Origin of the sequence: Dietzia lutea (assembly GCF_003096075.1) — a bacterium.
GTDB classification, from domain to species: Bacteria; Actinomycetota; Actinomycetes; order Mycobacteriales; family Mycobacteriaceae; genus Dietzia; species Dietzia lutea.
Genome location: NZ_CP015449.1, coordinates 3,248,058 through 3,266,661 on the forward strand (window position 1 = coordinate 3,248,058; position 18,604 = coordinate 3,266,661).

Sequence of the window (18,604 nt, forward strand, 5' to 3'; positions counted from 1 at the left end):
GCGCCCTCACCGCCCGGCACCCCTTGCCCTCTCGCCACGGGTAGACGAGTTGGAACCCCATCGTGTCGTAGTGGGTTGCTAGTGTTCACTTGATCGAACACACGAGCGATAGTCGCCCGGTCGGGCGGCGATCACACCCACACACGCGAGGGGGCGGGCACGGCCGATGACGCGAGCACAGTCGCACCCGGGCGGCTCCGTCGACTGTCCCGCCATCGCCGCGGCCGGCGCCGCCGCCGTGCAGGCCCTCTACGCCGAGAACATCGCCGCCGCCGCCCGCCTCCGGGCCTGCTACCACCTCTACACCGTCTGCGAGGACGAGCAGGAACGACGCGACCTGGCCGCCGGATACGACCCGCAGGTCGACCTCACACCCGAACACGCCGTCATCGACCCCTTCCACATCGCCTGCGCCGAGATCGTCGCCGCCTACGGCGTGCACAACAACCGTGCCCGCACCCTGCTCACCCGGGCTCGCACCCTGATCACCCGCTTCCCCACCCTGGTCGAGGCCATGGAAACCGGCCGCCTCGACGAGGACACCGCCACCCTGCTCGCCCGCCAGATGCGCACCGTGGACTCGGCCCACCGCGGCGCCGTCCAACGCGAGGTCATCGACTGGCTCATGGCCGCCATCGCCGCCAGCACACGCCCCGGACGCGAGGCCATCCTGGGCACCCTCGACCGCATCATCACCGATCACGACCCCGCCGGCGTCCGCGCCCGCCGCGCCGCCGCCACCCGCGAACGCCACATCCGCCTCCGCCGCGGCACCGACGGCATGGCCGACCTCACAGCCCACCTGACCGCCGCCGAAGCCTCCACCGTCTACGAGGTCCTGCACCGCGCCGCCACCGAGCAGGCCACCCGCGACAAACAGGCCCGCCTGCAGGCCGCCCGCGCAGGCACCGACACCCTCGACGCCGAGTACATCCGCAGCATCGACGAACTACGCGCCGACGCCCTCGTCGCCGCCTTCCTCGACTCCGACCCCACCGACACAGCCGACCAGCCCGGCGACCTCACCCGCGGCGACGCCACGGCAGACACACCCGCCGACGTGCAGACCGGCACACGCGATGGCGCGCGGGCCGGAGCCCGCCGCCCGGCGACCCAGGTCCGCCCCACCATCACCGTGCTCGCACCCCTGGGCCCCGACGGTGAACCCGAGGTCTACCTCCCCCGCGGCGGCCCGGCCACCATCGAGGCCCTCATCGAACTGCTGTCCCGCAGCGTCGGCGCCACCATCACCGTGCCCCACACCGAACCCGGCACCGCCGACGCCCCCACCACAGCCCGCCGCTACCGCATCAGCACCGAACTGGCCCACCGCATCCGCCTACGCGACGGCACCTGCCGCACCCCGGCTGCTCCGTACCCGCCCAGGACTGCGACATCGACCACATCCGACCCTTCAACCACACCGACCCCGACAACGGCGGCCTGACCATCGAAGCCAACCTCGCCATCATGTGCCGCCAACACCACCGCTTTAAAACCTTCCACGGCTGGCACTACCACCTCGCCCCCGACGGCACCCTGACCGTGACCACCGACACCGGCCACACCCTGACCACCCACCCCACCGGACCCCTGGCCCGCTGGCGCCAACGCGAACCCGAACCCGAACCCGAACCAAAAGCGACCAGCGCCCCACCCCGCCGGCCCTGGCTCGACCCCCGACCACAAGCCACCCACTGGCTCCGACGCGCCCGACGCCTGGCCGCCGAACGCGCCGCCAACACCACCACACCACCACCCACAACCAGCCACCCCACCACCGACACCGACACACCGCCCTTCTAGAGGGCGAGGGCTGTCAGCGGTGCTTGAGAAGAACCGCGCGAATCCCTTCGTGGAATCCGTCGCGCAGTCGGACGCGCTGCGCCTCGGTCAGAGTGAACTCGTTGAGCATCTGGCAGGCGAACTGCAGGAGCGGACGGTCGATAGCCGGGGGGAGCACCCCGCCGGACAGCAGGTGGGCCTCGTCGCGCTGAGCCTCGGTCGCAGCCTGCTCGTACCACCAGGTGGCGTACTGCTGCCCGACGTCGAAGGGTGTCTGCTCACCGGAGGAGGTCCACACCTCCTCGGGCAGCGGCACGAACTTGGACCGCAGCGGGCGACGGTGAGGGGCCATCATCGACGGGTTCGGCCGCGAAGACCCGTTCGCCGGCCCACCCGCGGCCGAGGACTTCTGGACCGACCCGGCGTGATCGGCGGGCGAAGGCGAAGCCTGCGGCGTCGGGCCCGGTTTGGGCGCCAGGTCAGCAGGCGTGACCGCAGATGACTCCTCCGGCCGCGAAACAGGCGTCGCGGCGTCCTGCCCGGGCAGCCCGGCCTCGGCCTCCTGGCCGTCGTCTTGGCTTTCGACCCGGGCGGCGCATTCCTGCTCGTCGGCGGCCAGTTCCTCGGCGTCGGCGGCGCGTTCCTCGTCAGCGATCGTCAGCCGGGTCTCGTCGGCGACGGAGGTCGCGGCGGCGCGGTCTGCCCGCAGGTCCACCTCCATCAGGTCCACCGACTCGTGCGTGTCCGGGTCATGTCCGTCTTCGCCCGGATGGGCGGGCGAGGCCGTCGGCGTGCGCACCTTGGGCGGTATCGGCCCCTCGAGGACGCGGATCTGCATGGCGTCGTGGAAGTCGGTGCGGGGGTCAAGCACCGTCGTCGTGTCGCAGGTGTGGCGCAGCGCCGACGAGATGGAGTCCCAGCCGAAACCCACCAGGTGCATGCGTACGCCGGCGTCCACGGCCACCCGGACTCCGGGGATCATGTCGGCGTCACCGGTGACCAACACCATGTCCGAGCAATGCCCCTTGTAGGCGGCCTGGATCATGTCCGCGACGAGGAGGGTGTCGACGGCCTTCTGGGTGCGGCGTTCGCCCCACTCGATCAGCTGCCCGGCGCGCAGCTGGACACCCTCGATAACACGCAGAGTGCGTTGATACCGGTGCGGTCCGGAGTCCGGGATGCCGTCGTACCAGTTCTGCCGCTGTACGGGCTGATCCACGAGGCTATGGGCGACCTGGTCTAAACGGTGCACGACCGTGGCCAGTGATATCTCCAGCTGACCTCGTGCACCCTCCTCCCAGGAATTGTAGAAACTTGCCAGTAGATAGGACGTATCCACTAGGACGAGTGTCCGTTCAAGCATGATGACCACTACCTGTTCTGTCTGTTTACGTTGACTTCAAGCATGCCGCAGGTCGGCTGGCCCCGCAGGGTCCGCCGCCGTTCATCGTCAGGAGCTTCACCATGTCGCACCCCGCCACCACTTCAACCGATCTGACCGAAAGGGTCGTGCTGGTGACCGGCGCAGCCCGAGGTCAGGGACGGGCGCACTGCGAGGCCTTCGCCGCCTCGGGCTGTGACGTCATCGCGTTGGACCTGTGCCGGGACATCGACACGGTCCCCTACCCCATGGCCGAGCCGGCGGACCTGGAGGCCACCGCCGAGGCGGTGCGGGCGCTGGGTCGGCGCTGCGTCACGGGCATCGTCGACGTCCGCGACCTGCCGGGGATGCAGGAGGCGGTCGACGCCGGGGTCGCCGAACTGGGCGGCCTCGACTTCGTGGTGGCCAACGCCGGGGTCTCGCCGCAGCCCAGCGCCACCTGGGAGCGGTCCGAGGAGGAGTGGGACAGCACCATGGACATCAACCTCAAGGGCACCTGGATCACCACCAAGGTGGCGATCCCCCACATCCTGGCCACCGGCCGCGGCGGCTCGGTGGTGCTCATCAGCTCGATGGTGGGCCTGCGCGGCGGCTCGTTCACCGGGAGCTACGCCACCTCGAAGTGGGCCGTCCGCGGTCTGGCCAAGGCGCTCGCCGGAGAGCTCGGCTTCTCCAACGTCCGCTGCAATTCCATCCACCCGGGCAACGTCCGCACCCCGATGATCGACAACCCCTCGATGATCGAGATGATGTCCAGCGGCAAGGGCACCACGCTCGAGGACACCGCGGAGACCTACAGCAGCATGACCCAGATGCCCCAGCCGTGGGTCGAGCCGTCCGCGATCGCGTCCATGGCCCTCTACCTGTGCAGCGACATGGGCGCCGGCATCACGGGCGCCTCGATCCCCGTCGACCTGGGCGGTAGCGAGAAGTTCGGGCTCTGAGCCCGACCGACCTCAGAACACACGAAGGCCCGCCCCTCGACAGCAGGGACGGGCCTTCGTGTGCGGCCGGGCGGAGAGCCCGGCCTGGGAGATCAGGCGGCCTCAGGACTCGTCGGACGCGGCACGCTGAGGGTCGACCCGGTGGCGCTCCACACCAGGGACCAGAAGATGTCGATGACCGGCTGGATGGCGCGCAGGAAGAAGTCGTTGGCGTTGCTCATGGTGTGTCCCCTCGGTTGTCGTGCTGGTGCGTACTGGGTCGTACCGCGTTAGGCGCTGTCGTATCCGTGGTCCCTACGCGACGACCTCTATGTCGTCGCGAACCCGCCCGACGTTACACAACCGTGACATCATCTGGGATATCGTCGGCGTTCCGCGCAGGCCAGGGCGTTACCGAGGTCCACGAACAGAACCGGGGGCGCCGCAGACGGCGGGGCACCGAGTCGATTAACCCCACACCATTTCTGTGACCCACGCAACCGGACTTACCTACGCGACCGTAAGTTACGGTACCGTAGCTTCATGGCAATCACCGAAATCCCTGAGTTCGCGCATCTCACCGAGAACGACGTCGAGGCACTCGGCGCCGAGCTCGAGCAGATCCGTCAGGACATCATCGGTTCCCTGGGCGAGCGGGACGCCGCCTACATCCACAACACCATCCGCTTCCAGCGTGGCCTCGAGGTCGCGGCGCGCGCGTTGCTCCTCGTGGGCTCGCGCAACCGCACCGCCTGGGCGGTCGGCGCGGGAGCGCTCGGCGTCGCCAAGATCGTCGAGAACATGGAGCTCGGGCACAACATCATGCACGGGCAGTGGGACTGGATGAACGATCCGGAGATCCACTCCACCACCTGGGAGTGGGACATCGTCGGTACGTCGGAGCACTGGAAGCAGACCCACAACTACCTGCACCACAAGTTCACGAACATCGTGGGCATGGACGACGACGTGGGGTTCGGCCTGCTGCGCGTGACCCGCGACCAGCGCTGGAGCCCGTTCTTCTACGGCAACCTCGCCTACAACGCGGCCCTGGCGCTGCTGTTCCAGTGGGGGGTGGGTATCCAGCACCTCGAGCTGGGCAAGGTCGCCATGGGCCGTGACGACCGCGGGGAGACCAAGCGCAAGCTCAAGCTCTTCGCCAAGAAGGCGTCCGGTCAGCTAATCAAGGACTACGTGCTCTACCCGGCACTGTCCGGTAAGGGCTGGAAGCGCACCGCCACCGCCAACCTGGTGGCCAATGGCATCCGGAACGTGTGGACCAACGCGGTGATCTTCTGCGGGCATTTCCCCGACGGCGCGGAGAAGTTCACCAAGAAGAACGTGCAGGAGGAGACGCAGGCCGAGTGGTACCTGCGGCAGATGCTCGGCTCGGCCAACATCACCGGCGGGCCTGTCATGGACTTCATGTCCGGCAACCTCTCGTACCAGATCGAGCACCACATCTACCCGGACATGCCGTCCAACCGCCTGTCCGAGGCGTCGCTGCGCGTGCGCGCCGTGTGCGACAAGTACGACCTGCCGTACGTGGCCGGGCCGCTGCCGGTGCAGTACGCCAAGACCTGGCGCACCATCGCCAAGCTGTCGCTGCCCAACCACATGCTGCGCGCTACCGCGGACGATGCGCCCGAGACCCACTCTGAGCGGATGTTCGAGGACCTGCCCGCGCCGCTGCCCGCCCCGGAGGGCAAGCGAGCGGGTCTGAAGACCGCGCTGAAGCACCACCGTGCGCGCCGGCGGGCGCGCAAGGTCGTCGCCGTGGCCTGACGAGGCCCCCGACCCCGTCACGACCGGCAACGCCCCGGCACCGCGATCCGGTGCCGGGGCGTCGCTGATTTCGGCGCCCCGCAGTGTGGGTCGCCTATAGGCTTGCGCTCGAGTCAGCGGGACGGTAGGCGTACCGGCGCTACAGCGGTCGAGCCGGTCACCGGAGACACAACGACGACGGGAGCCCCCATGGAGGACCGGCGGATGCTCATCGCCGATTCCGCGATCGAGGTCGTGGCGCGGGACGGTGTCCGTGCGCTCACCCACCGCGCCGTGGACTCGGAGGCGGGACTGCCCTCCGGCTCCACCTCCTACTACTGCCGCACCCGCGCCCAGCTGCTCTCCCTCACCGTCGACCGGCTCACCTCGCTGCTGCGCGGGTTCGTCGAGGTCTCGGGCATCCAGGAACTCGCGTCGTCGAACGCCGACGAGGTGCTGTCGACGCTCACGCGCATGGTGGAAGGACTGCTGGAGGACTACCGCGGTGAACTCGCGGCCCGGTCGGCGCTCATCGTCGAGCTGGCCGGCAAGGCGGACACCACCGACCTCGTGGCGTCCCTCCTCGACCCCAGCGATCTGGTGGGTGCGCTCGACGCTGCCGGGCTGCGCGATCCCGCCACCGCCGCCGTCGACCTGCTCACGGTCTACGAGGGCCTGCTGTGGGAGCGCACGGTCGGACGGCTGGCGGGCGCCGAGGTCGACGCCAAACACGACGCCGAGCTGCTGGGCGCGGTGCTCGCCCGGCACGAGCACCGCGGCCCCCGCAACCTGTTCGGCCTGCGGCGCTAGCCGCCAACCGGCGTCGCCAGCCTGGCGGCGACCGCCAGCCGCCCCCGCCAGCCGGCAGCCCTGTCAGCGCCCGTCAGTCGGCGATCGCCTCCAGCGGCCCCGTCTGTGCCGCCCGGTGTGCGGGCCACAGCGACGCGAGCACGCCGACGACCGCCGAGGACAGCAGGACGATGCCGATGCTGCCCCACGGGATGGTCGTCTCGGTCAGGCCGCTGTCGGCGAGCACGGTGACGAACGCCCAGCCCAGGTACACGCCCACCGCCGCGCCGATCAGCGCGCCGAACACGGCGATCTGCGTCGACTCGAGGTTGATGGTGCGGCGGATCTGCGAGCGCTGCATGCCCACGGCGCGCAGCATCCCGATCTCGGTGCGGCGTTCGATCACCGACAGCGCGAGGGTGTTGACGATGCCCAGGACAGCGATCACCAGGGCGAGCCCCAGCAGGGCGTAGATGATCGAGAGCAGCTGGTCGATCCCGCCGGTCTGCGCGTCGATGTACTGCTGCTTGCTCTGCACCATCGCGATGGGGATGTCGGTGAGCTCGTCGGTGACGGCCGTGAGCACCTCGTCGGCACCGACGCCGTCGGCCGCCGAGGCCAGCATGATGAACGTCGAGCGCAGGTTCTCCGGCACCAGACGCTCGTAGACGTCCATACCGGTGTAGAACGGCCCGAGGATCTGGGAGTCCTCGTACACGCCGGTCACCCGCAGGGTCGACTCGCCGCCGTCCGGCCCGACGAGGGGTACGCTCGCGCCGACGGTCCAGCCGCGGTCACGGGCGACGGTGCGGGACACGACGAGCGAGTCCGGCCCGGGCACGAGCGAGCCGTCGACCATGGTCGCGTCGATCATCTCCTCGAGTGGCCCGCCCGCGGCGGCCAGCGCCTGCGGCTCGCCGGCGACCTGCGCGAAGGAGAACGCCAGCCACGCCACGTCTCCGACCTCCTCGACCGAGGCGACCCGGTCCTGGATGCCCCCGGGCAGCGGGGTCGGCGGCCCCTGGGAGGCGACGCCCTGGATCACGAGTTCGGAGTTGATGTCCTGGTCGATGACGCCGGAGACGCTCTCCTTGGTGGTCGCGCCGAGGGTTCCGAACGCGGCGACGAGGGTGAGCCCCAGCGTCAGGGCGAAGGCGGTCGCGGCGGTGCGACGGGTGTTGCGTCCGGCGTTGGTGGCGGCGAGCTTGCCGACAGCGCCGAAGGGCGCGCCGATGACGCGGCCGATACCGCCGGCGATGGGCTTGGCCAGCGCGGGCATGACGAGGAAGCTGCCGACGATCAGGGCGGCGGCGCCCACGCCGACGGTGATCGCCCCGTCGCGGGTCGTGTCGTGCCACGTGCCGATGAGTGCCAGTGCTAGTCCGCTGACCACGGCGAGGACGCCGACGTAGGTGCGCCACGCGCCGCCGGCCTCGGTGGAGACCGAGCCGACGCGCATGCCCTGCACGGGGGCGACGCGTCCGGCGCGCCGGGCGGGGGCCCAGGCGGAGAACACGGTGACGACGAAGCCCAGCACGAGCGGGGTGATGACCGACATCGGCGTGAGCGAGAGGGCGCCGGACGGGATACCCAGGTCGAGGGCCTCGAGCACCAGGAAGATGAGCTGTGCCAGCCCGAAGCCCGCCACCACGCCGATCGCGGAGCCGACGAGCCCGGTGACGGCGGCCTCGGCCATGACGGAGCGGGTGAGCTGGCCGCGGGACGCACCGATCGCGCGCAGCAGGGCCAGCTCGCGCAGCCGCTGCGCGACGAGCATGGAGAAGGTGTTGTAGATGATGAACGTGCCCACGAGCAGGGCGATCAGCCCGAACGCGACGAAGAAGTAGTTGACGAAGTCGAGGAGGGTCGACAGCTGCTGGGAGAGCCGCTCGCGGACCTCGTCGCCGGTGCTGACGGTGTAGTCGGGGAACTCGGCGGCGATGGTGTCGCGGACCTGCTCCTGGCTCACGCCCGGCTCGGCGCGGACTGAGACGTCGGAGGCGTTCTCGCCGTCGGTGAACAGGGCACGGGCACGGTCCTCGGAGAACCCGACGCCCACGTAACCGCCGATGTCGGTGTCACTGGCGTAGGAGCCGACGATCCGCACGTCGAGCATGCCCTGGCCGGTGGTGTAGACCTGCGCCGTGTCACCGATGGCCAATCCGGCGCTCTCGAGGACGGTGGTGGGCAGAACGACCTCGTCATCGCCGGCGGGGGCGCGGCCGTCGACGATCCAGCTGCTGTCGCCGACCGAGTGCTCGGGGTCGACCCAGGCCAGGCCCTCCGAGGGGGCGCCGCCGGACTGGTAGGGGGTGCCGTCGGCGTTGAACAGCACCACGGTGCCGGAGACGCCGGGGGTGGCGGCCTCGACGCCGGGCAGTTCGAGCACCCGCTCGGCCACCTCGAACGGGACACCGGCGCCGCGCGGGTCCTCGGGCTCGATCATGGCGGACAGGTCGGCGGTGCCCTGTTCGAGCAGACCGTCGAAGGTGCTCTTGAGGGTGGAGGTGAACACCAGGGAGCCGGTGACGAACGCGGTGCCCAGCACCACGGCCAGCACCGACAGGACCAGTCGGAGTTTGTGGGCGGCGATGTTGCGCAGGGAGACGCGCAGCATCGGCCGCGAGTGTCGGGGCGCGTGCCGCGCCTCGTGCTTTCCGCCGGCCATCACCGCTCCTCGAGGGCGCCCATGGCCGACAGGATCTCGTCGGCGGTGGGGCGCTCGAGCTCGCGGACCACGCGGCCGTCGGCGAGCAGCAGCACGCGGTCGGCGTAGGTGGCGGCGCGGGGGTCGTGGGTGACGATCACGACGGTCTGGCCGAAGTCGTCGGCGGCGCTGCGCAGGATCGACAGCACCTCGGCGGAGGAGGTCGAGTCGAGGTTGCCGGTCGGCTCGTCGCCGAACAGGATGTCGGGGCGGCCGACGAGGGCGCGGGCGCACGCGACGCGCTGCTGCTGTCCGCCGGAGAGCTCGGACGGGCGGTGCGTGAGCCGGTCGGCGATGCCCAGCCGTCCGATCACCTCGTCGAACCAGGCGCGGTCGATGGTGTGGCCGGCGATGTCCTGCGGCAGGGTGATGTTCTCCTCGGCCGTGAGGGTGGGCACGAGGTTGAAGGACTGGAAGACGAAGCCGATCCGGTCGCGGCGCAGGGCGGTGAGTTCCTTGTCTCCGAGCCCGACGATCTCGGTGTCGCCGATGCGGACGGATCCGGAGGTCGGCCGGTCGAGGCCGGCCATACAGTGCATGAGGGTGGACTTGCCGGAGCCCGAGGGACCCATGATGGCGGTGAACCGGCCCCGTTCGAACGTCGCGCTGACGTGGTCGAGGGCGCGGACCTCGGTCTCCCTCTCCCCGTACGTCATGACGAGGTCGGTGGCGACGGCTGCGGCGTCCGCCGCGCCCGCCCGGTGGTGGGTCTCGGCCTGGGTGGTCATGTGCTCCCTCTGATCATGGTGGTCGACCTAAAGCTTGCAGGAGTTCGGAGCCGGGGCCGATGGGGGATTGCCCGGGTTTCCACCCTGATCCTGTCCGCCGGGCCAGGCGTCGAGGGTGCGTCTGGTGGTGAAGTGGCGCGGCTGGCCGGTGACGGGGTCGGTGAAGGCGATCTCGGAGGCGAGGAGCTGCAGGGGGCGCGTGAAGTCGCCGGGGGTCACGTCGAGGATGCGCGGGTAGAGGTCGTCGCCGAGGATCGGGGTGCCGAGCGCGTTCATGTGGACGCGCAGCTGGTGGGTGCGACCGGTGGTCGGTTCGAGGCGGTAGAGGCCGAGGCGCACGGGGCCGTCACCGTGGGTACCGGTGCCGTGAGTATCGAGCAGGGAGATGCGGGTGTGGGCGTCGGGTTCGCCGTCGACCTCGGCGGCCTGGAGGACGCCGCGTGTCTTGAGGATGCGGCTGGAGCGTTCGCGCACGGTCGCGACACCGTCGGGGGCGGGGGCCACGGCCAGATAGGTTTTGGCGACGCGGCGGGCGGCGAAGAGGTCCTGGTAGGCGCCGCGGTGGGCGGGGTCGACGGTGAACACGAGGACGCCGGCGGTGAGCCGGTCCAGGCGGTGGGCGGGCGCGAGGTCCTCCAGCCCGAGGTCGCGCCTCAGGCGCACCAACGCGGTCTCGGTGACGTGTCCGGCGCGGGGGGTGGTCGCGAGGAAGTGGGGTTTGTCGACGACGACGAGATGGTCGTCGCGGTGCAGGACCTCGATCTCATACGGCACGGGGATCTCGGGGTCCGGCGTCCGGTACATCCACACGTCCATCCCACGGTGCCGCCGGGTGGCCGGGGTGACGGCCTCTCCGTCGGCGGTGACGACCTGCCCCGCCTCGAGGGCCGCGTCGAGCTCGGCGAGCCCGTCGGGGAAGCGACGTCGCAGTTCCTCGACGATGCTGCGGGGTCCCTGCCCGGGGTCGGCGAGGCGGATCCGCACCGGGTCGACGCCGTCGCGCAGCGGGAGCGGACGACCGCGTCGCCTGGAACTGGACATGTCCCTCAGCCTAGTCGGTGGGCTACACTCACTCGCGCAACATTTGTCTCGTGCATCACATGCACCACTAGAACCTCGGGAGCACTCATGATCGACGCCGTCGTCGGCTTCTTCCTCTTCGGCCCCGGTCGCGCCATCCTCCCGGCGTTCCAGGGCAGTTTCAACCTGGCCTACCCCTCGAACGCGCCCTTCCCGGAGCAGCTCTGATTCCACGGTCCGCTGTCGGAGGCCGGCGGTAGGCTCGGGGCATGAGCTCCCTCGAGAACACCGTCGTCGTCGGCGTCGACGGCTCCGCCGCTTCCACCGGCGCAGTCGCCTACGCCGCCAACACCGCAGCCACCCGGCGCGTGCCGCTCCGGCTCGTGACCACATACACGATGCCTGCGGCGATGTTCGCCGAGGGGATGATCCCGCCCCAGCCCGTCTACGACGAGCTGGAGCGCGAATGTCACCCGATCATCGAGAAGGCCCGTGCTACCGCGGAGAAGGTCGCGCCCGGCGTCGAGGTCTCGCACGCGATCGTCGAGGGCAATCCGGCGCAGGTGCTCATCGACTACTCGCGCAAGTCCAAGATGATCGTCCTGGGATCCCGCGGGCTGGGCGGCATCAAGGGCATGGTCCTCGGTTCCGTCTCGGCGGCCGTCGCGAGCCACGCGTTCTGCCCGGTCGTCGTCACCCGCGAGGACACCGACGACCTCGACCGCACCGGCCCGGTGGTCGTGGGTATCGACGGCTCCGAGGTCAGCGCCAAGGCCACCGAGTGGGCGTTCGCGGAGGCCTCCGCGCGCAGCACCCCGCTCGTCGCGGTGCACACGTGGATGGACCCGCAGGTCCAGGCCGCGGCCGCCGGCATCTCACTCACCGAGGACGACTGGAAGCAGCTCGAGGACCAGCAGCTGCAGACGCTGTCCGAGCGGCTGGCGGGATTCTCGGACCGCTACCCCGATGTCGAGGTGCAGCGCTATGTGACCCGCGATCGCGCGGTCCGAGCACTGGTCGAGCAGTCGGAGAACGCCCAGCTCGTTGTCGTCGGCTCCCACGGGCGCGGCGGATTCGCGGGCATGCTCCTCGGCTCCACCTCACGGGCGCTCCTGCAGGCGGCGCCCTGCCCGGTCATGGTCGTGCGTCCGGAGTCGCACTCATGAGCGGCTCGGAGGACGTTCAGGTTCGGCGCGACGCCGCCGCGGGGCGGTTCGAGATCCTCGTGGACGGCGTCGTGGCGGGCCAGGCCGAGTACAGTGACGGCCCGGACGGCGTCCGCGAGTTCCCGCACACGGTCGTCGCGTCCGAGTTCGGCGGCCGTGGCCTGGCCGGACGCCTGGTCGCCGAGGCCCTGCGGGAGACCCGCGAGGAGGGCTTGCGCGTGCGCCCGTCCTGCTCGTTCGTCGCGCAGTACATCGAGAAGAACCCCGACTCGGCGGAGGTTGCCTGAGGGACACGAGCCAGTAACGAGTGAGCGACGTTTGATCACCGGGCGCCTCCGACCGGAAGCGTTCGTGTCGTTGTCGTGTTCTCCTGAGTGAGCGGCCCGTCCCGGGCCGAGAACTACTCTCGGGAAAGGACAATTGCCATGGGCACCATCATCGCCTGGATCATCATCGGCGGACTCGCCGGCTGGATCGCCTCCAAAATCATGAAGCGTGACGCCGAGATGGGCATCGTCGCCAACATCCTCGCCGGCGTCATCGGCGCCTTCGTCGTCGGTTGGCTCGTGTCGTTCTTCACCAACAGTGAGGGCGGCGCCATGCCGGAGGCCTTCTCGATTCCGGGTATCCTCGCCGCGATCGTCGGTGCGTGCCTCCTGATCTGGATCGTTTCCGCGATCCGTGGTCGCGGGCGCACCAGGGTCTGACACCCTTCGCACGAGAACTACCCGACGGCCCGGCTCCCACGTGGGGTCGGGCCGTCCGCGCACATCACCACCGGAAGGAGCCAGCGATGGGACTGTTCGACAAGGCGGTCGACAAGGCCAGGGATCTGGCGCGGAAGAATCCCGACAAGGTCGAGTCCGCCCTCGACAAGGTCGGCGACGCGTACGACGAGCGCACCGGCGGCAAGCACGCCTCGCGCACCGACACCGTCCAGCAGAAGGCCGGCGAGTTCCTCACCGGGCGGACGGCCGACGCGCCCGACGTGCCCGACGCCCCGGACGGCACGCCGACCCCCGACCCGGACACGTCGCAGCACAGCCGCGGGCCGGGAGACTGACCGACGCCCGCCCGGCCGAGGTGGTATCGGCTATCACTGCCGATAGTCTGTTACCCGTGACGAGAACACGGTCGACCAAGCCCGGACCGCGGGAGCGGCTCCTGGCGACGGCGACCCGTCTCTTCTCGACCGACGGCATCCGGGCGGTGGGCATCGACCGGATCCTGCGCGAGGCCGGGGTCGCCAAGGCCAGCCTCTACAACACCTACGGGTCCAAGGACGAGCTGGTGGTGGCGTACCTGCGGTCGGTCGCCGAACGGGACCGCGAGCTGTGGCGCCGCCGCGCCGACCTCGCCCCGGACGCCCGGGGACGCATCCTCGCGCTGTTCGACATCGTGCGCGAGCAGGTGGAGCCGGCGATGCCCGGGTCCTGTCACCTCGCGGCCGCGATCGAGTTCCCGAGCCCCGCGACCGACGGGGAGCGTGCGATCCGCGCGGCCGTGGCCGATCAGCGGGCGTGGGTGGCCCAGACCCTGCGCGACGAACTCGCCGCGATGGGGCTGGAGGACCCGGACAACATCGCCGACCTCGCCGACCGGTTGGCGCTGCTGCACGACGGCTCGGTCACCGCCGCGATGCTCGGCGAGGTCCGGACCACGGCCATGACCGCCCGCAGCATGGCCGAGCTCATCCTGGGGATGGTCACCGAGACCGCCTGAGCCCGGCGCCCCGCGCCCGCGCCTCGCGCCTCGGCGAGGCCTCAGTCCTCGAGCCGCGGCCCGATGAGCTCGACGATGCCTCGCACCGCGTCGGGCTCCTCGCCGGTCGACTGCACGGCGAGCACGCGGTCGTCGCCGGACAGGACGGCCAGCGCCCCGGCCGGCCCGACCGTGAGGCCGCCGCTCCATCCGCCGTCGGCCTCCACCGGCTCGGACTCGCCCGGCGGAGCCGACTCGGCGACGAGTTCCGCCGCGCGCTCGGGCGACGCCACCTCGTAGACGGTGGTCGTCAGGTGCACGGCGCCGTCGGAGTCGTAGAAGAAGCAGGCCGCGGGGTCCACGCTGTCGTCGATCCGGACGTCGGCGGCGGGCACACCGGCCGCTGCCGGAACCTCGTCGGCGGACAGGTACGGGCAGTCGGCCTCCGAGACCGGTTCGACCGGAGGCAGTTCCGGCTCGACCGTCTCGGGCGGCGCGGTCTGGATGGTGCCCATCTCCGCGGCCGGCTCCGAGGAACCGCTGCACCCGGCGAGGACACCGAGCAGGAGCACGGAGGCCGCGCCGAGGGAGACTGTGTCGAGGACCATACCCGCGGGTTTGCGCATACGGCCAGGATAGAGGCCGGACCGCTCAGTAGAGTCGGCGGCAGCAGACCGGTTCCAGGAACGGGAGGGTGGCCATGGGTGGATCCGCGGGCACCGCCCCCGGCGCCGACCGCACCGAGGACCGACGGCGCGAGCTCCGGTCGGTGATCTCCGCCGCGGCGGTCGACCTGGTGATCGAGCGCGGGCTCGACGCGGTGACGGTCGACGAGATCGCCAGAGCCGCCAACGTGTCGAGGCGGACATTCTTCAACTACTTCCCCTCCAAGGCCGCCGCGTGCATCCCGGACACTCCCCCGGCCGGGCGGGAGGCCGTACAGGAGTTCCTCTCCGACCGCAGTGTGTCCACGATGACCGCGCTGGCCCGCCTCATGTGGCACCAGGTGTCCAACGCGCGGCGACGCAGCGGGGCGTTCGACCGGTTCCACGACATGTGGCGGCGCGAGCCGGGGGTCCGGACGCAGGTCCACGAGATCCTCGCGATCACGGAGAAGGAGCTCGCACACCTGGTGGCGCGCCGCGAGGGCCGGGCACCGGACTCCGTCGAGGCGGCGACCGTGGCCGCGGCGTCTATCGCGATCTTGCGGGTCGCCGTGGAGCGGTGGCGGACGGACGAGTCCGGGTCGCTGCTCGAGCACCGCATCCGCGAGGCGTTCGAGGCGGTCGCCGACTCGGTGACGACCCCGGACGCCCCGGACGCCCCGGGCTGAGGCGGGCTGAGGCGGGCGCCGAGCCAGGGCGGTGCGGGGATGCGCAGCGCCGCGCCGGGTTACGCCGCGCCGCCCGGACGGGGCGAACCGAGCGCGCGGAGAAGCCGGTCGACCATGCGGCCGTAGGCGCGCGCCTCGCGCGCGGTGGCACCCGGCAGCACGTAGAACGTCCGGGGTCGCCACACCGTGCGGACGGTGGCGGTGACCGCGGAGGTGACGGGGTCGAGGTCGACGAGGCAGCGGTGCTCGGCCACCGCGGTGTTGCCCTCGAGGGTGCCGACGACGAGGCCCTGCCGCAGCGACTCGTCGATCCGGTCGACGAGTCTGCAGGGTCCCCGCATCGGCCCGTCGAGGACGATTACGTCCACCGACGGTCCCCGATCAGTCGGGGTGATGCGCAGTCCCGACCGGCGGTGGGCGGACAGGGACATCAGATCGTCGGCCAGCGCGTCGAACACGGCGACGCCCTCACCGAGCCCCGCGGTCGCGACGGCCTCGCGCCAGCCCTCGGGCGCGCGGCCGTGAGCGGGCAGGGTCGAGCGCTGATACCCGAGCGCGGGGCCCGGAAGCGGCTCCGGGGGCGGGCCCGGTCGACGATCACCCTCGGGGACGGCACCGGATATCGACTCCACTCCCGCAGTGTCGCCGGGCCAGGTGAGCGGACGGCGCACGCGCGATGAACTGCGGACGTCGGGGGACCGTCTTCTGGGCCGCACCGTAGGATCGAATCATGCGATGCCAGCGACCCCGACCGGCGCACGGTCGTCGTCTCGCTCGCGGATCCACCGCCCTCGCGGCGATCGTCGCCGCCGTCGCCGGGTGCACGGCCGGCCCCGACGCCGGCGACTCCGGCCCGCCACGGTTGACGCCGAATCCACGACACGACATCGCGGCCGCGATGGCCGAGGGCCGGCCCGCACCCGACGAGCGCCTCAACGCCTGCGAACTGCTGGACCTGACCACCGAGGAGGTCATCCAGCTCACCCGCGCGAACATGCCGGAGGTCGACCCCACCGGCTCCGGCGACCTCGGCCTGCTGTGCACCTACGGCGGCCCGGGCTCGCCCGAGCGGCTCGAGGCCGAGCGCTCCGCGGCCCTGGCGACCGGGACCGAGACGACGGCCGCCGACACGGAGGGCTCGGAGACGACGAGTGCCGAGGCGGACGGCGCGGAGACGACCGAGGCCGAGGCCGGGGATGAGACCGGGGCCGAAGACGAGACCGGGGCCGACCAGACCACGTCCGCGGCGGCGACCACCTCGCCCACCGCGCCGGCGTTCGATCCCGAGATCGTCCCCGACACGTTCGCCGCCGGCGTCGTCACGCCGCGCGCCGGGGCGGAGGCGGCCCTCGCCGGGCAGGCCGCGCTCCTCGGGGCGCGCTACGCGTGTTCCGAGGTGCGCGGGAGCGATGCCGCGGCGATCCAGGGCGCGGCACCGGCGGCCCCCGAGGCGCCCACGCCGGGCCGGCCGGACCTGGCCACGGCCTACATCGACTGTGTGGCGGCGCCGACCGGCGGCGGCGTCGAGGTGCACACGGTATTGGTGTCGGGAGGCGAGCTGTGGCACATCACCCTGCTCAAGCCGGAGACCCCGCGGTCGCCCGACGCCGAGGCGGCAGCGTTGAGCGGACTGCACCGGGTCGCGCAGCGCATCCTGGCCTGACAGTCGGCGACACGACCCGCCGACGCCTGTCGGTACAGACGGGAACGGCGCCGGAGCCCCTCAGCATCCGACGCCGTTCCTCTATCCGGCGGATCGAGCACGATCCGACCTTCCTCGCTGCCTTACAAGGCTGCGGGTGGCACCCCCCAGGTGCCCCGATCTCGCGACCGGCCCCTCTGCAGTGTGAAGTCGCAGCCCCTCAGCAACCACTTCACCCTCGCCACCGACCCCTCACGCGGTGACTGCGTCGACCATATGTTGCATCCGAGAACACATCAACCTTATGAGCAGGCGTTCTGTCGCTGACTTTCGGTCAACAACGTCCTGCGGCGTGCCTACCAGCGGTTCTCCGAGCCCCGTTACCAACGAACGTTGGGACGGTTCCGAGGTGGGGGTCCGCGAGCCGCACCCGTGGGTCCGCGCCGACCCGGGACATCCTGTCCCGCACGGGATGTACAGGCGAACCGCGACGAGGGTATTGTTTCTAGTGTTACTGATGCGACGCATGGGACTAGGCTGCCTGCAGCTGGCCCGTGCGCCCGCGTCACCCCGCCCTCGCCGCACCATCGCGGCGCCGCACCGAGGAGACCGATGTCGCGCCGAACCCGGATCATCGCCCCGCTTCTGGCCACGGCAGGCCTCGTCGTCGTCGGCCTCTCCCCCGCCGCCTCAGCGCAGTCACTCGCCGGCTTCACCGGCTCCACCGGATCGGTCGGCGCGTTCGGCTCGGAAACCGCCCCGGTCTCCACTCCTCCGGTGGCCGGCTCGTCCGGGGTCCTCACGATCCCCGTCCCCGCACCGGCGCGCGCCGCCGCCGAGGTCGGCGTCGCCTCCGTCTACCCCACCCACAACGAGACGGTCGGCGTCGCGCAACCGGTGATGATCCACTTCGACGGACCCGTCACCGACCGCGCCCGCGCCGAGGCCTCGGTGGCGATCCGGACCGCCCCCGCGGTCGAGGGCAAGTTCTACTGGGTCGGCGACACCGAACTGCGCTGGCGCCCGCACGAGTTCTGGCCCGCGCACACCTCCGTCACCGTGTGGGCGGGCGGACGCGAACACGCGTTCCGCACCGGCGACGCGATCGTCTCCACCTACGACGACAACACCCACCTCGTCACCGTCACCCGGAACGGCGAGGTCGTCCGCACCATGCGCGCCTCCGCCGGCCGCGACGCCTACGCCACCCACAACGGGATCTACTACAACGGCTGGCGCGACCGCCAGGTGCGCATGGACTCCTCCACCTGGGGCCTGTCCCGCACCGCCGGCGGCTATGACACGACCGTCGAGAACGGCGTCCGGCTCAGCTACGACGGAATCTTCATCCACTCCGCCCCCTGGTCGATCGCCGACCAGGGAGTGCGCAACGTCTCCCACGGGTGCATCAACGTCAGTCCCGAGGACGCGGCCTGGTACTTCGACAACACCGGCAACGGTGACCCGTTCATCGTGGTGAACGGACCTGGCAGGCAGTTCGGCGCCTTCGACGGCCAGGGCGACTGGAACTACTGACCACCGCGCGCCCGAGGGGTCCGACGGTCCCACGGGCGGGGACTTCGGGGCGGACCCCGGGAAACACTTCGGTTGTGGCGCACGACATCTCCTTGTAGAAGTCTGAGCAAGACCAAAAAAAAGTCCCGT

At 71.0% G+C, this 18,604-nt stretch carries 20 protein-coding genes; 13 read left to right on the plus strand and 7 right to left on the minus strand.

Features of this window, described 5'->3' with window-relative positions:
• Nucleotides 1-166: 166 nt before the first annotated feature.
• Both A6035_RS14865 and A6035_RS18845 read left to right on the plus strand, forming a co-directional pair.
• Entirely contained in the window at nt 167-1,447 is a 1,281-nt protein-coding gene (locus A6035_RS14865; protein WP_244192458.1) for a DUF222 domain-containing protein, read from the plus strand.
• 23 nt (nt 1,448-1,470) lie between these two features.
• Nucleotides 1,471-1,806 (plus strand): hypothetical protein, encoded by a 336-nt coding sequence (locus A6035_RS18845; protein WP_244192459.1) that lies wholly within the window; start codon nt 1,471-1,473, stop codon nt 1,804-1,806.
• Between the two features lie 13 nt (nt 1,807-1,819).
• On the opposite strand, the gene A6035_RS14870 is transcribed toward A6035_RS18845, so the two are convergent.
• Nucleotides 1,820-3,148: an NYN domain-containing protein gene (locus A6035_RS14870; protein ID WP_108849309.1), complete on the minus strand. Its 1,329-nt coding sequence runs from the start codon at nt 3,146-3,148 to the stop codon at nt 1,820-1,822.
• Between the two features lie 101 nt (nt 3,149-3,249).
• Between A6035_RS14870 and A6035_RS14875 the strand changes: the two genes are divergently transcribed.
• Nucleotides 3,250-4,110: a mycofactocin-coupled SDR family oxidoreductase gene (locus A6035_RS14875; protein ID WP_108848565.1), complete on the plus strand. Its 861-nt coding sequence runs from the start codon at nt 3,250-3,252 to the stop codon at nt 4,108-4,110.
• A gap of 92 nt (nt 4,111-4,202) precedes the next feature.
• Here the strand turns inward: A6035_RS14875 and A6035_RS19210 are convergent, their stop codons facing one another.
• The gene (locus A6035_RS19210) at nt 4,203-4,331 is read right to left on the minus strand and encodes a hypothetical protein (protein WP_268817647.1); all 129 of its coding nucleotides are present in this window, start codon (nt 4,329-4,331) and stop codon (nt 4,203-4,205) included.
• A 301-nt stretch (nt 4,332-4,632) separates the two neighbouring features.
• Between A6035_RS19210 and A6035_RS14880 the strand changes: the two genes are divergently transcribed.
• Both A6035_RS14880 and A6035_RS14885 read left to right on the plus strand, forming a co-directional pair.
• Nucleotides 4,633-5,874, plus strand: coding sequence for a fatty acid desaturase family protein (locus A6035_RS14880; RefSeq protein ID WP_108848566.1), 1,242 nt, complete (start codon nt 4,633-4,635; stop codon nt 5,872-5,874).
• Between the two features lie 189 nt (nt 5,875-6,063).
• Nucleotides 6,064-6,663, plus strand: coding sequence for a TetR/AcrR family transcriptional regulator (locus A6035_RS14885; protein WP_108848567.1), 600 nt, complete (start codon nt 6,064-6,066; stop codon nt 6,661-6,663).
• A gap of 73 nt (nt 6,664-6,736) precedes the next feature.
• Here the strand turns inward: A6035_RS14885 and A6035_RS14890 are convergent, their stop codons facing one another.
• Genes A6035_RS14890 through A6035_RS14900 form a run of 3 tightly spaced genes read right to left on the minus strand, consistent with a single transcriptional unit; the run spans nt 6,737 to nt 11,118 of the window.
• Nucleotides 6,737-9,310: an ABC transporter permease gene (locus A6035_RS14890; RefSeq protein ID WP_108848568.1), complete on the minus strand. Its 2,574-nt coding sequence runs from the start codon at nt 9,308-9,310 to the stop codon at nt 6,737-6,739.
• Nucleotides 9,310-10,077, minus strand: a complete 768-nt coding sequence (locus tag A6035_RS14895; RefSeq protein ID WP_108848569.1) for an ABC transporter ATP-binding protein — start codon at nt 10,075-10,077, stop codon at nt 9,310-9,312. The genes A6035_RS14890 and A6035_RS14895 overlap by 1 nt, the downstream gene beginning before the upstream one ends.
• Nucleotides 10,078-10,104: 27 nt before the next feature.
• Nucleotides 10,105-11,118, minus strand: coding sequence for a pseudouridine synthase (locus A6035_RS14900; RefSeq protein ID WP_108848570.1), 1,014 nt, complete (start codon nt 11,116-11,118; stop codon nt 10,105-10,107).
• Between the two features lie 248 nt (nt 11,119-11,366).
• On the opposite strand from A6035_RS14900, the gene A6035_RS14905 reads away from it, so the two are divergent.
• The 5 genes from A6035_RS14905 (at nt 11,367) to A6035_RS14925 (ending at nt 13,985) form a co-directional block, all read left to right on the plus strand.
• Nucleotides 11,367-12,263, plus strand: a complete 897-nt coding sequence (locus tag A6035_RS14905) for a universal stress protein (RefSeq protein WP_108848571.1) — start codon at nt 11,367-11,369, stop codon at nt 12,261-12,263.
• A complete protein-coding gene (locus A6035_RS14910) occupies nt 12,260-12,550 on the plus strand; it encodes a GNAT family N-acetyltransferase (protein WP_108848572.1) in 291 nt (96 codons plus the stop codon). The genes A6035_RS14905 and A6035_RS14910 overlap by 4 nt, the downstream gene beginning before the upstream one ends.
• 138 nt (nt 12,551-12,688) lie before the next feature.
• On the plus strand, nt 12,689-12,970 hold the full coding sequence (locus A6035_RS14915) for a GlsB/YeaQ/YmgE family stress response membrane protein (RefSeq protein ID WP_063972359.1): 282 nt from the start codon (nt 12,689-12,691) through the stop codon (nt 12,968-12,970).
• An 86-nt stretch (nt 12,971-13,056) separates the two neighbouring features.
• Nucleotides 13,057-13,326 (plus strand): antitoxin, encoded by a 270-nt coding sequence (locus A6035_RS14920; protein ID WP_108848573.1) that lies wholly within the window; start codon nt 13,057-13,059, stop codon nt 13,324-13,326.
• 56 nt (nt 13,327-13,382) lie between these two features.
• The gene (locus tag A6035_RS14925; protein ID WP_108848574.1) at nt 13,383-13,985 is read left to right on the plus strand and encodes a TetR/AcrR family transcriptional regulator; all 603 of its coding nucleotides are present in this window, start codon (nt 13,383-13,385) and stop codon (nt 13,983-13,985) included.
• A gap of 41 nt (nt 13,986-14,026) precedes the next feature.
• Here A6035_RS14925 and A6035_RS14930 read toward each other — a convergent pair whose 3' ends face one another.
• A complete protein-coding gene (locus A6035_RS14930) occupies nt 14,027-14,590 on the minus strand; it encodes a DUF2020 domain-containing protein (RefSeq protein ID WP_235026686.1) in 564 nt (187 codons plus the stop codon).
• A 74-nt stretch (nt 14,591-14,664) separates the two neighbouring features.
• Between A6035_RS14930 and A6035_RS14935 the strand changes: the two genes are divergently transcribed.
• Nucleotides 14,665-15,297 carry a TetR family transcriptional regulator gene (locus A6035_RS14935; protein ID WP_108848575.1) on the plus strand — a complete coding sequence of 211 codons (633 nt, stop codon included), beginning with the start codon at nt 14,665-14,667 and terminating at the stop codon, nt 15,295-15,297.
• 59 nt (nt 15,298-15,356) lie between these two features.
• Here A6035_RS14935 and A6035_RS14940 read toward each other — a convergent pair whose 3' ends face one another.
• The gene (locus A6035_RS14940; protein WP_162534012.1) at nt 15,357-15,929 is read right to left on the minus strand and encodes a DUF1990 family protein; all 573 of its coding nucleotides are present in this window, start codon (nt 15,927-15,929) and stop codon (nt 15,357-15,359) included.
• 98 nt (nt 15,930-16,027) lie between these two features.
• Here A6035_RS14940 and A6035_RS14945 point away from each other — a divergent pair, with 98 nt between their 5' ends.
• Both A6035_RS14945 and A6035_RS14950 read left to right on the plus strand, forming a co-directional pair.
• Nucleotides 16,028-16,960, plus strand: coding sequence for a hypothetical protein (locus A6035_RS14945; protein WP_108848577.1), 933 nt, complete (start codon nt 16,028-16,030; stop codon nt 16,958-16,960).
• 591 nt (nt 16,961-17,551) lie between these two features.
• Nucleotides 17,552-18,475 (plus strand): L,D-transpeptidase, encoded by a 924-nt coding sequence (locus A6035_RS14950; RefSeq protein ID WP_108848578.1) that lies wholly within the window; start codon nt 17,552-17,554, stop codon nt 18,473-18,475.
• The last annotated feature ends 129 nt before the right edge of the window (nt 18,476-18,604 follow it).

Excerpts from the sequence above, each read along its gene's own strand:
- A6035_RS14865 (WP_244192458.1), top strand. The coding sequence starts at position 167 with ATGACGCGAGCACAGTCGCACCCGGGCGGCTCCGTCGACTGTCCCGCC.
- A6035_RS18845 (WP_244192459.1), top strand. The coding sequence starts at position 1,471 with ATGTGCCGCCAACACCACCGCTTTAAAACCTTCCACGGCTGGCACTAC.
- A6035_RS14870 (WP_108849309.1), bottom strand. The coding sequence starts at position 3,148 with ATGCTTGAACGGACACTCGTCCTAGTGGATACGTCCTATCTACTGGCA.
- A6035_RS14875 (WP_108848565.1), top strand. The coding sequence starts at position 3,250 with ATGTCGCACCCCGCCACCACTTCAACCGATCTGACCGAAAGGGTCGTG.
- A6035_RS19210 (WP_268817647.1), bottom strand. The coding sequence starts at position 4,331 with ATGAGCAACGCCAACGACTTCTTCCTGCGCGCCATCCAGCCGGTCATC.
- A6035_RS14880 (WP_108848566.1), top strand. The coding sequence starts at position 4,633 with ATGGCAATCACCGAAATCCCTGAGTTCGCGCATCTCACCGAGAACGAC.
- A6035_RS14885 (WP_108848567.1), top strand. The coding sequence starts at position 6,064 with ATGGAGGACCGGCGGATGCTCATCGCCGATTCCGCGATCGAGGTCGTG.
- A6035_RS14890 (WP_108848568.1), bottom strand. The coding sequence starts at position 9,310 with ATGGCCGGCGGAAAGCACGAGGCGCGGCACGCGCCCCGACACTCGCGG.
- A6035_RS14895 (WP_108848569.1), bottom strand. The coding sequence starts at position 10,077 with ATGACCACCCAGGCCGAGACCCACCACCGGGCGGGCGCGGCGGACGCC.
- A6035_RS14900 (WP_108848570.1), bottom strand. The coding sequence starts at position 11,118 with ATGTCCAGTTCCAGGCGACGCGGTCGTCCGCTCCCGCTGCGCGACGGC.
- A6035_RS14905 (WP_108848571.1), top strand. The coding sequence starts at position 11,367 with ATGAGCTCCCTCGAGAACACCGTCGTCGTCGGCGTCGACGGCTCCGCC.
- A6035_RS14910 (WP_108848572.1), top strand. The coding sequence starts at position 12,260 with ATGAGCGGCTCGGAGGACGTTCAGGTTCGGCGCGACGCCGCCGCGGGG.
- A6035_RS14915 (WP_063972359.1), top strand. The coding sequence starts at position 12,689 with ATGGGCACCATCATCGCCTGGATCATCATCGGCGGACTCGCCGGCTGG.
- A6035_RS14920 (WP_108848573.1), top strand. The coding sequence starts at position 13,057 with ATGGGACTGTTCGACAAGGCGGTCGACAAGGCCAGGGATCTGGCGCGG.
- A6035_RS14930 (WP_235026686.1), bottom strand. The coding sequence starts at position 14,590 with ATGCGCAAACCCGCGGGTATGGTCCTCGACACAGTCTCCCTCGGCGCG.
- A6035_RS14935 (WP_108848575.1), top strand. The coding sequence starts at position 14,665 with ATGGGTGGATCCGCGGGCACCGCCCCCGGCGCCGACCGCACCGAGGAC.
- A6035_RS14945 (WP_108848577.1), top strand. The coding sequence starts at position 16,028 with ATGCGATGCCAGCGACCCCGACCGGCGCACGGTCGTCGTCTCGCTCGC.
- A6035_RS14950 (WP_108848578.1), top strand. The coding sequence starts at position 17,552 with ATGTCGCGCCGAACCCGGATCATCGCCCCGCTTCTGGCCACGGCAGGC.